Source organism: Citrobacter sp. CK180, from assembly GCF_030333655.1.
In the GTDB taxonomy this organism is placed as follows: domain Bacteria; phylum Pseudomonadota; class Gammaproteobacteria; order Enterobacterales; family Enterobacteriaceae; genus Citrobacter_B; species Citrobacter_B koseri.
This window is the reverse complement of record NZ_JAOWFM010000056.1, coordinates 246,101-258,937: the sequence shown is the minus strand read 5'-3', so window position 1 is coordinate 258,937 and position 12,837 is coordinate 246,101. Positions and strand designations below refer to the sequence as shown.

Sequence of the window (12,837 nt, the reverse complement as noted above, 5' to 3'; positions counted from 1 at the left end):
ACCTCCTTCGGATTTGCCAGATAACCCGTGGTATCCCCGGTCGGGCGGCTGTTGGCGTTGGGTTTAATCACAATGTTCGGTCTGGTGAAGTGCGCGCCCGGCAGCGGTGCAACGGCCGCCAGCGTGCCATGTTTCTTCCGCAGCTCTTCTATCGGGCCAAAGTCCAGCGCGCGCAGCGGGCAGGACTCGACGCAGATCGGTTTTTTGCCGTCGGCAACGCGGTCATGACAGCCGTCGCATTTGGTCATGTGGCCTTTGGCGGCGTTGTACTGTGGCGCACCGTACGGGCAGGCCATATGGCAGTAGCGACAGCCGATGCAGACGTCCTCATCCACTACCACAAAACCGTCCTCGCGTTTGTGCATTGCGCCGCTCGGGCACACTTTCGTGCAGGCCGGGTCTTCGCAGTGGTTGCAGGAGATGGAGAGATAGTAGGCAAAGACGTTCTGGTGCCAGACACCGTTATCCTCCTGCCAGTCGCCGCCCGCATATTCATAGATGCGACGGAAGCTGACGTCCGGGGTTAAATCTTTGTAGTCTTTGCAGGCCAGTTCGCAGGTTTTGCAACCGGTGCAACGACTGGAGTCAATAAAAAATCCATATTGGGTTGTCATCGGTTACTCCTTATACCTTCTCAACCTGAACGAGGTTCGTATGGGACGGATTCCCCTTAGCGAGAGGAGAAGGACGCTGGGTCGTCAGGACGTTAATACATCCCCCCTGATCCACGCGTTTTGCATCCGGGTCATACCAGGCGCCTTCGCCCAACGCAACGACGCCCGGCATCATGCGCGGCGTCACTTTCGCCTCAATATGCAACTCGCCGCGACCGTTGAAGATACGCACTTTGTCGCCGTTGCTGATGCCGCGTTTTTGCGCGTCCATCGGGTTAATCCACATCTCCTGGCGGCAGGAAGCTTTCAGAACGTCCACGTTGCCATAGGTAGAGTGCACGCGAGATTTGTAGTGGAAGCCCGTTAATTGCAACGGATAGTCTTTGGTCAACGGATCGCTGTAGTTTTCGAAGCCCGGCGTATAGATCGGCAACGGATCGATCACATCGCCTTCCGGCAGTTCCCAGGTTGCCGCAATCTCTGCCAGCGCCTGCGAATAGATCTCGATTTTGCCCGACGGCGTTGTCAGCGGGTTAGCCTGCGGATCGTCACGGAATGCTTTATAGGCAACGTGATGACCTTCAGGGTCGCGCTGCTTAAAGATGCCCTGCTTGCGGAATGCTTCGAATGTCGGCAGTTCGGGAATCGCCTGACGCGACTGTTCGTACAGATGACGCATCCACTCTTCTTGCGTACGCCCTTCGGTAAACTGCTGCTCCACGCCGAGACGCTTCGCCAGCTCGCTGGTCATCTGATAGATAGTCTTGCACTCAAAGCGCGGTTTAATGGCCTGGTCGGTGAAAATAACGTAGGACATGTTCCCGCAGGAGGCATCCAGCGCGAAGTCCATCTGCTCAGAAGCGGTGCAGTCCGGCAGCAGAATATCGGCATATTTCGCTGAAGAGGTCATATGACAGTCGATAACGACGATCATTTCGCACTTCTTGTCATCCTGCAAAATTTCATGCGTGCGGTTAATTTCGGAATGCTGGTTAATCAGGCAGTTACCGGCATAGTTCCAGATCATTTTGATGGGAACGTCGAGTTTATCTTTGCCGCGAACCCCATCACGCAGCGCCGTCATTTCTGGCCCGCGCTCAATGGCATCGGTCCATAAGAACATCGAAATGCTGGTCTCGACCGGGTTTTCCAGCGTTGGCATACGCTCAAACGGCAAATCGTAAGATCCCTCACGCGCACCGCTGTTGCCGCCGTTAATGCCGACGTTGCCGGTCAGGATCGCCAGCATAGAGATTGCGCGAGTAACGATTTCGCCGTTGGCATGACGCTGCGGCCCCCAGCCCTGGCTGATGTAAGCGGGTTTGGCGCTACCGATTTCACGCGCCAGTTTTACAATGCGCTCCGCCGGAATACCGGTGATCTGCGACGCCCACTCCGGCGTCTTCGCAATACCATCTCTACCCTGTCCCAGAATATAGGCTTTGTAGTGACCATTTTTCGGCGCGCTGGCAGGTAAGGTTTTTTCGTCATAACCCACGCAGTATTTGTCGAGGAACGGCTGATCGACCATATCCTCGGTGATCATGACGTATGCCAGCGCATTTACCAGCGCCGCATCCGTACCCGGGCGAATCGGAATCCACTCATCCTCACGACCCGCGCCGGTATCGGTATAACGCGGATCGATAATAATCATCCGCGCATTTGATTTTTGCCGTGCCTGTTCGAGGTAATAGGTTACCCCGCCGCCGCTCATACGGGTTTCCCCCGGATTGTTACCAAACAGCACAACCAGCTTACTATTTTCAATGTCGGAAGGACTATTACCGTCCGCCCAGCCGCCGTAGGTGTAATTTAACCCGGCGGCAATTTGCGCGGATGAGTAATCGCCATAGTGGTTGAGGTAACCGCCGCAGCAGTTCATCAGCCGGGCAACCAGTGTTTTTCCTGGTGGCCAGGAGCGCGTCATCGTGCCGCCAAGCGTACCCGTACCATAGTTTAAATAGATGGATTCGTTGCCGTAGTCTTTGATAAGACGCTGCATATTGGTGGTGATAATGTCATAGGCTTCGTCCCAGCTGATGCGCTCAAACTTACCTTCACCACGCTTGCCAACGCGCTTCATTGGATATTTCAGACGATCGGGGTTATAAACCCGGCGGCGCATAGAACGCCCGCGCAGACAGGCGCGAATCTGATGCAGACCGTCATAGTTATCATCGCCCGTATTGTCCGTTTCAACATATTTGATTTCACCGTCCACCACATGCATGCGCAGCGGGCAGCGGCTTCCGCAGTTAACGGTGCAAGCGCTCCAGATAATTTTTTCGCTGGATGCGTTGGGGCTGATAGCGTCAGCCGCATTGGCGATCCGGGTAAATGGCAGAGTCAATGCGCTACTGGCGATTGCCAGCCCGCCTATTGCTGTCGTTTTTACCAGGCCTCGACGAGTTACCTCAGCTGCCAGTACAGCATCGGGGATATTCGTTTTCATGATGACTCACTTTGCTTGCTCACGATTGATAAAAGCCAGACACTTCGTTATGTAGTTATTTATACAACGAATAAATCGCTATATAGTTTTGTATATAATGAATATGAGAAAAATCAGCGATAAATGCTAATCTTCATTCGAAGGTAGTATTACCCCCAAAGGGGTAACCATTCTTGTCCGGTGTCAAACAGGCATAAAAAAAAGCGCCCGGAGGCGCTTTTTAAGCAGAGAGGAGCGGGGATTAGCCGATATATTCCAGCCCGTTCATATACGGACGTAATACTTCTGGAACTTCGATGCGGCCATCAGCCTGCTGGTAGTTTTCCATCACGGCAACTAAAGTACGCCCAACCGCCAGACCGGAACCGTTCAGGGTATGAACCAGACGGGTTTTCTTGTCGGACTTACTGCGGCAACGTGCCTGCATACGACGCGCCTGGAAATCCCATACGTTCGAGCAGGAAGAGATTTCACGATAGGTGTTCTGCGCCGGGATCCATACTTCGAGATCGTAGGTTTTACATGCGCCAAAGCCCATGTCACCGGTACACAGAACGATTTTACGGTACGGCAGGCCCAGCAACTGAAGCACTTTCTCAGCATGGCCGGTCATCTCTTCCAGCGCATCCATTGACTCTTCTGGACGCACAATCTGCACCATCTCAACTTTATCGAACTGGTGCATACGGATCAGGCCGCGCGTGTCACGACCGTAAGAACCCGCTTCAGAACGGAAGCATGGCGTATGCGCAGTCATTTTGATCGGCAGCGCATCTTCGTCGATGATTTCATCACGCACCAGGTTAGTCAGCGGCACTTCCGCCGTCGGGATCAGCGCATAGTTGCTGCTGTCAGCCTCTTCTTCCAGCGGACGAGTATGGAACAGATCGCCCGCAAATTTCGGCAACTGCCCTGTACCGTACAGCGTGTCGTGGTTCACCAGATACGGCACGTAGTTTTCACTGTAACCATGCTGTTCAGTGTGCAGATCCAGCATGAACTGCGACAGCGCGCGGTGCATACGGGCAATCTGCCCTTTCATTACCACAAAACGGGAACCGGTCAGTTTAACCGCAGCCGCGAAGTCGAGACCGGCGTGCATTTCACCCAGCGTCACATGATCGCGGACGTCGAAATCAAACTCACGCGGGGTTCCCCAACGGCTGACTTCAACGTTGTCGTTTTCATCTTTACCTACCGGTACATCATCAGCCGGTAAGTTAGGAATGGTCAGCGCGATATCGCGAATTTCAGCCTGTAAGCTCTCCAGCTCGGCTTTTGCCGCATCCAGCTCTTCGCCCAGCTTGTTCACTTCCAGACGTAAAGGCTCGATATCTTCCCCGCGCGCTTTCGCCTGGCCGATGGATTTCGATCGAGAGTTACGCTCTGCTTGCAGGTTTTCCGTGTTGACCTGCAAAACTTTACGACGCTCTTCAAGAGCGCGCAGCTTATCTACATCCAGCTTAAAGCCCCGGCGTGCCAGTTTTTCAGCGACTGCGTCTGGCTCATTACGCAGCAGATTGGGATCGAGCATGCTTATCCTGTGCTTATCGAATTAAAATAGGAAACGTGACCACAGCCTGCAGTCACAGGGATACAGTGCCAACATTACCGCAACGATCGCGCTAACGGTAGCGTTTTGTGGGGCTATTTTGATCCTGTTCAGCCAGCCAGGCGAGCTTTTCGCCAATCTTGCCTTCAAGACCCCTGTTTGTGGGATGATAATAGCGTGTTTGCGCTATTTCCGGCGGGAAATAAACCTCGCCTGCGGCGTAGGCGTTTGGCTCATCATGCGCGTAGCGGTATTCCTGGCCATAGCCCATTTCTTTCATCAGTTTCGTCGGCGCATTGCGCAGATGCACAGGCACGTCATAATCCGGGCGTTCACGGGCATCAGCCAGCGCCGCTTTGAACGCGGTATAAACCGCGTTACTTTTCGGCGCACAGGCTAAATAAACAATCGCCTGGGCTATCGCCCGTTCCCCTTCCGCAGGGCCGACGCGGGTAAAGCAATCCCACGCAGAAATCGCCACCTGCATTGCGCGAGGATCGGCATTGCCGACGTCTTCAGAAGCAATCGCCAGGCAACGTCGGGCGACATACAGCGGGTCGCCGCCAGCGGTAATGATCCGGGCATACCAGTAAAGCGCCGCGTCCGGGGCGCTACCACGCACCGATTTATGCAATGCGGAGATGAGATCGTAAAAGCGGTCGCCTTTATTATCAAAGCGCGCGCTGCGCTCCCCGGCGATTTCGGTCAGTAATGCGGGCAATAATACTCGCTTACCGCTGTCATCCACTTCCGCCATGTCTGCCATCATTTCCAGCGTATTTAACGCCCGACGCGCATCTCCGTTCACCAGTTCGGCGATCGCCCGGCGCGTCTCGTCCGGCAGAACGATATCCTGGCCGCCATAACCACGCGCTTTGTCATCCATCGCCTGATTCAGCACCTGCTCAATATCTTCAGTCGTTAAGGATTTGAGGAGATACACGCGGGCGCGTGACAGCAAAGCCGAGTTCAGCTCGAAGGACGGGTTTTCGGTCGTCGCGCCAATAAACGTAATCGTGCCGTCTTCGATATGCGGCAGAAACGCATCCTGCTGGCTCTTGTTGAAGCGATGGACTTCATCGACAAACAGAATAGTGCGGCGCCCGGCATTACGGTTCTGGCGGGCGCGTTCAATGGCTTCACGGATCTCTTTTACGCCAGAAGTCACGGCGGAAATGCGTTCGACGTCAGCATTGGCATAGCGGGCAATCACTTCGGCCAGCGTGGTTTTGCCCGTACCGGGCGGCCCCCACAAAATCATCGAGTGCAGGTGCCCGGCCTCAATTGCACGAGGCAAAGGCTTACCCGCAGCCAGCAGATGCTGCTGACCAATATACTGCGCTAAATTTTCTGGCCGCATACGCGCGGCCAGTGGCTGAAAGGTATTATCAGAAAAATCGAGCGACAGATTGCTCACTCATGCGCCTCTACTTACGTTGGTCGTCTACCGTTACACCTTGCGGCGGAGTAAAGGTAAATTTTGATGCATCGACAGCGCTATTCTGCTGAGATTTCAGCTGATAGCTGCTGCGCTGATCGTCTTGTTCCACTGCGCTGAACTGATGAATAGTCCCGTCACGACCCACATTAATGGTGAACTGTTTCAGGTTACCGCTACTGCTTTTTGGCGTCAGCACAAAGTCATCGCCATTTTGTTTGATGTTGTACTGCTGCCAGTCGCTGGACTGGTTGCGGGCTATCAGCATAAACGGCGTATTGCCCGTCGCATCTTTTAACCAGGTCGCCGTTGCCTGCTCGACAAACGGGTTAAAGAACCATAGCGTTTTCCCGTCAGAGACCAGAATGCTCTCGTCGGGCTGCGTCATATGCCAGTTAAACAGATTAGGACGCTTAACCCATAAGTCGCCCTGGCCTTCCTGAACGGCGGCGCCGCTGCCGTCAGTCACTTTTTGTGTAAAGCTGGCGTGGAAGCTGCTGACTTTATCCAGACGGCTTTTCAGATCGCTGGCGGCATCCGCCCATACGCTGCTCACCACAAAGCCGGAGAGTAATGCGCAGGTGATTGCGATTTTTTTCATCATTATTCCTCAAAATACGTCACTCCCGATGGGGAGTTCCCTCTGCTCTCTATTCCAGGCCAAAAATCAGCATGAGGAAAGAAGAAAATACTGAATTCTTATTTATTTACCGATCTTTGCAATCATTCGAACGGCGGTGGCGCCAGCACCTCGCGGTTCCCGTTATGGCCTTGTTCGCTGACAATGCCTTGGGCTTCCATCTGCTCGACAATACGTGCCGCACGGTTGTAACCGATACGGAACTGACGCTGAACGCCAGAAATGGACGCTTTGCGTTTTTCGGTCACAAAGCTCACCGCCTGATCGAATAACGGATCCAGCTCCTCGCCGCCGTCAAAGCCGCCGCCGCCCCCTTCGCTTTCGCTATCCGAGGTGATGCCATCAATGTATTGCGGGCGACCACGCGCTTTCCAGTCCTGCACCACCGCATGCACTTCCTGGTCGCGGACAAACGCGCCATGAACACGTACCGGCATGGTCGAGTTCGGGCCGGAATAAAGCATATCCCCCATCCCCAGCAGGGATTCCGCGCCGCCCTGATCGAGGATCGTGCGTGAGTCGATCTTACTGGATACGGTAAAGGCGATACGCGTCGGAATGTTGGCCTTAATCAGACCGGTAATAACGTCAACCGACGGGCGCTGAGTCGCCAGCACCAGGTGAATACCTGCGGCACGCGCTTTCTGCGCCAGACGCGCAATCAGCTCTTCAACTTTCTTACCGACGGTCATCATCAGATCGGCGAATTCATCGACCAGAACCACGATATACGGCAGTTTTTCCAGCACCGGATGCTGGGCATCCATGCTGTCGCCCGGCTTCCAGTACGGGTCTGGAATCGGACGCCCCATCCGTGCCGCTTCGGCAATTTTCTCGTTATAGCCTGCCAGATTACGCACGCCAAGCGCCGACATCAGCTTATAGCGGCGTTCCATTTCATTAACGCTCCAGCGCAGTGCGTTGGCGGCGTCTTTCATATCCGTGACCACTTCGGTCAGCAGATGCGGAATGCCTTCATAGACCGAAAGTTCCAGCATTTTCGGGTCAATCATGATGAAACGCACATCTTCTGGCTGCGCTTTATACAGCATGCTGAGGATCATGGCATTGACCCCAACCGATTTACCGGAACCCGTCGTCCCCGCAACCAGCAGATGAGGCATTTTCGCCAGATCGGCCACAACCGGATCGCCAGCGATATCTTTACCCAGCACCACGGTGAGCGGCGACGGATTCTCGCGGAATTTAGCGTTATCCAGCACTTCACGCAGGTAGACGGTCTGACGTTTTTTGTTCGGCAGTTCGAGGCCCACGTAAGGCTTACCAGGGATCACTTCTACCACGCGTACCGCAACGGTTGACAGTGAACGCGCGAGATCGCGTGACAGGTTAGAAATACGCGCGGCTTTCACGCCCGGCGCCAGATTCAGCTCAAAACGGGTAATAACAGGCCCTGGGGAATAGTTCACCACGTCAGCTTTAATGCGGAAATCCGCCAGACGCGCTTCGACCAGGCGCGCCATTTGTTCCAGCGCGAAAGTATCGACCGGTTCCACTGCGCTCGGCGGCGGCGTCAGCAGATCCAGCGACGGCAACGGCGTGGTAGGTTTCTGCAACGGACGACTGTCGCCATTACGCATCAACAACGGATGGATCAGGCTTTCCTGCGGCTGTGGCGCGGCCGGTTGTTGCGGTTGTTGATACTGTTGCTGCGGCGCAACCGGCTGCTGCGGCTGCTGATACTGTTGCTGTGGCGCGACGGGCTGTTGCGGCTGCTGATACTGCTGCTGTGGCGCGACGGGCTGCTGCGGCGCAACAGGCTGCTCAGGCATCACGCCGGGAGTAAACAACGGCTCATGCGGGCCTTCATCCACCAGCGCTTTCATCGGCGAGAATTCAAAATCATCCAGCGAGAACGGATGGGCTCCCGCAGGCTGTTCCCCGGCATAGCGCTGCTGCTGTGAAGAGGCAAACTGGCGAGCCAGTTCAGCTTCTGCTGCATCCTCATCTTCTGCCTGAGGAGCATCATGTTGATATTCGGAACCATAACGATGCTGCTGAGACTGGGCGAACTGACGTGCCAGCTCATCCTGCTGCATCTCATCAATTTCATCATCGGTATACTGCGTTTCGGCATCATACTGATGACGCCCCGCCGCACGCGCTTTCTCTTCCGCGATACGCTGAGACGGTAATTTTATGCCATACGAGGCCAGCTCACGGCGGGTCGGAACGCGAACGCGGTTAGGGCGAGGCAGTTGCGGGCCAATCCCCTCTTTAACCTGTGGGCGTGGCGCACCACCGCTTACCGGGCTAAACGCAGGTGCAGCGGATGCCGCCGCCGCGCCTGCGGCCAGCGTTGCATCTTTGACGCCTGCCGCCAACGGCGCAACCGTGGCAACGGATTCAACAGGCGGCACAGAAGCTGCTGTCGGTGCCGATGGTTTAACCGGCTCCGGCGCTTTCGCTGGCTCAGGAATCGGCTGATACCACGCAGCCAGTTGCTCACGCTCACGCGCGCGTTTCTCTTCCACTTCTTCAAAGTAGTAAAGCGGCGGGCGGGCGGGTTTAATTTCTTCTGCTACAGGCTCAGGCTCCACCGCAGACGGTGGCTCAACAGCAGGCTGCTGCTGGTAATACGTATCCTGAACCGGTTCCTGCGGGTAAGCCGGTTGCGGCTCGAAAGTCGGCTCGTGTTGATAAACAGGCTCAGGGTGCCAGGGTTGTTCCGCCGCAGGTTCCTGCGCCTGCGGCACAGGCTGTTCATACGCGTGTTCAGCGTAATACTGCGCTTGCGGCTCGGTCGGCGCAGGTTGCTGCCACGGTTCATGATGTGGCGCTTGCGGCTGCGCATATTGTGGTTGCGGCGGATAACTTTCCGGCGCAGGCGCAATGACCGGTTCGCCGGTTTGCGGCCCCGGAACAGGCTGCCATTCCACCACCGGTTGCGCAGACGCGGCTTCAGCACCCGGCACCGACGGTGCAGACATAACTGGATCGGCAGGCGCCGCCCAGGCTTGCGTTGCCGTTGTCGCCGCAGCAGCGGAGGCAACAGGCTCCGTGACCGAATGCCCATTCAGCAGAGGATCGTATTCCTCATATTCCGGCTGCGTCGCACGATGGCCGGAGAACAGCACATCATCAGGATCGGCGGCCACGCCACGCGCGCTGTATTCGATATCGTCTTCATCATCCATACGCTTGCCGGAGAAAAGCGCCGCATCCGTGTGTCGCCCACGCGGATTGCTGAACTTCTCTGCCAACCGCTTACGGCGCGCCAGTGCGCCACGAAGGATGCGCGCACGTCGGGATTCGCGCTGTGAGCCCACCGCTTCATCTTCGTATTCGTCATCATCTTCATACTCGTCGTCATCGACCCAGGTGTCATCGCGGCGAGTACGGTTGCTGGCGAAGGTGAGAATGTTCAGCAGCCAGCCACCCAGTTTTTCTGCAATGCTCACCCAGGACCAGCCGGTGAAGAGCGTCAGACCGGCTGCCCAGACGCACAGCAGCGTAATCGTTCCCCCGCTGCTGTGCAGCAGAGGCTGAAGCGTGGTGCTTAACAGGCTGCCAATGACGCCGCCAGACGCGAAGTACCAGATATCATCAGCATTAATTGCGGCTAATCCGCAGGAGGTAAGAATCAACGCCAGGACGCCGATAATGCGCAGCGACACGGCAAAATAGTCGATGTAATCGTCGTTGCTCTGGTGCCGCCAGGCAAACCAGCAGCCGCCAACGATAATCACCGGGATGGTGTAAGCCATCACGCCAAAGATAAAGAACAGCGTGTCAGCCAGCCACGCGCCCGGCGCGCCGCCTAAATTATGGATAGGCTCATGCCATGCGGTTTGCGACCAACTGGGATCTGAAGGGTTAAAGCTAAGTAAGGCTGCCATCAACCAGACGGCAAAAAGGGCAATAAGGATCAGCAACGCTTCCAGAAGTCGGCGCCCGCTGCTTAACTTTTTCAATGTGACTTCTTTGTCTTCAGTGTATTCCTGGCTCAAAAAAGGCTCTCCAGGTTTCGGGCTTTTCCTGCCCGATGCTAAAACGGACAACAGCACCGGGTTGCCCCGGCACTGTTGCTGTATGGATTAACAGGAGTGTAATCAAACTACGTCGATTTTGCACCTGTTCCGTGTTAGCGCGTCTTAATTACCAGACGATTGCTCTGTTTGACTTCTTCCATTACCACGTAAGTACGTGTGTCATTCACGCCAGGCAGACGCAGCAGGGTTTCACCCAGCAGCTTACGGTACGCTGACATATCCGGCACGCGTGTTTTCAACAGGTAGTCGAAATCACCGGAAACTAAATGACACTCTTGAATTTCTTCAAGTTTTTGTACTGCGGCGTTAAATTGTTCAAACACATCTGGAGCGCCACGATTCAGAGTAATCTCAACAAAAACCAGAAGTGATGCATCCAGATAATGCGGGTTTAACAGCGCCGTATAGCCCTGAATAAAACCCTGTCTTTCCAGCCGACGGACACGCTCAAGGCAAGGCGTCGGTGAAAGTCCCACTCGTTTAGAAAGCTCGACGTTAGAAATACGCCCATCCTTTTGCAACTCATTAAGAATGTTACGATCGATACGGTCGAGATCTTTGCCAGGGCGCTTCTTGCTATCTACCATTATTATTGTCTCTCTGTATTCCTTCCCTACTCCTGCCTGACTCTACTAACATCACTGTTCAGAGTCGATGCCCATCACAATAGACCGAACCCAGAGGGATTAACGGCGCGCAATGCCAGGGCCTATGGTGAGAAGACCGTTGCCGGATGGCAGCTATCGACATCACGAATGGCGTCTGTCCACGCCATGCGTAGATTTCACTAGCCCGGTAAACATGGTGCTTATATGCATGATTATGCAGCACACACATAACACTGTTTTTTTCTTCCAGAAGATGTTTTCGCAAAACAGCAGGGGATTGTCAAAGCAAAACATCGATTTTTAGTACAACATGCCAGTTATTCATTAAGAGCGGCGCTAAATCGTCATTTTATCACCTTATAACTGGCCGATTTTAAGTAGAAAGCATTATATCGCAGCCCTAAATCCGCCCATTCATCGGTTCCTGCTATTACACATATTGTTAACAAAATCGCTATACTCTTTTTTTACGTCTGCAAATTCCCTACAATCCTGCCCATTGTCTGCCAACAACTATGGGGATCTCATGGGCACGACCAAACACAGTAAACTGCTTATCCTGGGTTCTGGACCGGCGGGATATACCGCTGCGGTCTACGCTGCGCGCGCAAACCTGCAACCGGTTCTGATTACCGGTATGGAGAAAGGCGGTCAACTGACCACCACGACGGAAGTGGAAAACTGGCCTGGCGATCCGAACGATCTGACCGGGCCGCTGTTGATGGAGCGCATGCACGAACATGCGACGAAATTTGATACTGAAATCATCTTCGATCACATCAATAGCGTGGATCTGCAAAACCGTCCTTTCCGTCTGACCGGCGACAGCGGCGAATACACCTGCGATGCGCTGATCATCGCAACCGGCGCTTCCGCACGCTACCTCGGCCTGCCGTCTGAAGAAGCATTTAAAGGCCGTGGCGTGTCTGCCTGCGCCACCTGCGACGGTTTCTTCTACCGCAACCAGAAGGTCGCGGTCATCGGCGGCGGCAACACGGCGGTTGAAGAAGCGTTATACCTGGCGAACATCGCCGCTGAAGTGCATTTGATTCACCGTCGCGACGGCTTCCGCGCCGAAAAAATTCTGATTAAGCGCCTGATGGATAAAGTGGAAAACGGCAACATCGTGCTGCATACCCACCGCACTCTGGAAGAGGTGACCGGCGATCAGATGGGCGTTACCGGTTTGCGTCTGCGTGATACGCAAAACCCGGACAACATTGAATCCCTTGACGTTGCAGGCCTGTTTGTCGCCATCGGCCACAGCCCGAACACCGCGATTTTTGAAGGTCAGCTTGAACTGGAAAACGGCTATATCAAAGTCCAGTCCGGCATCCACGGTAACGCCACGCAGACCAGCGTTCCCGGCGTGTTCGCCGCAGGCGACGTGATGGACCATATTTATCGTCAGGCAATCACCTCAGCGGGCACAGGTTGCATGGCGGCGCTGGACGCTGAACGCTACCTTGACGGTCTGGCTGACGCGTGCAAATAGTTTTTACAAATCAGTAACAAAA

General features: G+C 54.9%; 8 protein-coding genes. 1 reads left to right on the top strand and 7 read right to left on the bottom strand.

Annotated elements, in window-relative coordinates; translation table 11 throughout:
* The 7 genes from OGV50_RS22245 to lrp form a co-directional block, all read right to left on the bottom strand.
* Positions 1 to 614, bottom strand: a 614-nt coding sequence (locus OGV50_RS22245; protein ID WP_012132456.1) for a dimethylsulfoxide reductase iron-sulfur subunit DmsB, incomplete at its 3' end; no start/stop codon positions are given.
* Between the two features lie 10 nt (positions 615 to 624).
* Positions 625 to 3,069 carry a dimethylsulfoxide reductase subunit A gene (dmsA, locus tag OGV50_RS22240; RefSeq protein ID WP_286488785.1) on the bottom strand — a complete coding sequence of 815 codons (2,445 nt, stop codon included), beginning with the start codon at positions 3,067 to 3,069 and terminating at the stop codon, positions 625 to 627.
* A 241-nt stretch (positions 3,070 to 3,310) separates the two neighbouring features.
* Positions 3,311 to 4,603, bottom strand: coding sequence for a serine--tRNA ligase (gene serS, locus OGV50_RS22235; protein ID WP_012133033.1), 1,293 nt, complete (start codon positions 4,601 to 4,603; stop codon positions 3,311 to 3,313).
* Positions 4,604 to 4,694: 91 nt separating this feature from the next.
* Positions 4,695 to 6,038 (bottom strand): replication-associated recombination protein RarA, encoded by a 1,344-nt coding sequence (rarA, locus tag OGV50_RS22230; protein ID WP_024130481.1) that lies wholly within the window; start codon positions 6,036 to 6,038, stop codon positions 4,695 to 4,697.
* Between the two features lie 10 nt (positions 6,039 to 6,048).
* Positions 6,049 to 6,660, bottom strand: a complete 612-nt coding sequence (gene lolA / locus OGV50_RS22225; RefSeq protein ID WP_024130482.1) for an outer membrane lipoprotein periplasmic chaperone LolA — start codon at positions 6,658 to 6,660, stop codon at positions 6,049 to 6,051.
* Between the two features lie 122 nt (positions 6,661 to 6,782).
* Positions 6,783 to 10,670, bottom strand: a complete 3,888-nt coding sequence (locus OGV50_RS22220; protein WP_286488784.1) for a DNA translocase FtsK — start codon at positions 10,668 to 10,670, stop codon at positions 6,783 to 6,785.
* Positions 10,671 to 10,804: 134 nt separating this feature from the next.
* Positions 10,805 to 11,299, bottom strand: coding sequence for a leucine-responsive transcriptional regulator Lrp (lrp, locus tag OGV50_RS22215; protein WP_000228469.1), 495 nt, complete (start codon positions 11,297 to 11,299; stop codon positions 10,805 to 10,807).
* A gap of 547 nt (positions 11,300 to 11,846) precedes the next feature.
* On the opposite strand from lrp, the gene trxB reads away from it, so the two are divergent.
* Entirely contained in the window at positions 11,847 to 12,815 is a 969-nt protein-coding gene (gene trxB, locus OGV50_RS22210) for a thioredoxin-disulfide reductase (protein ID WP_012133038.1), read from the top strand.
* Positions 12,816 to 12,837: the final 22 nt, after the last annotated feature.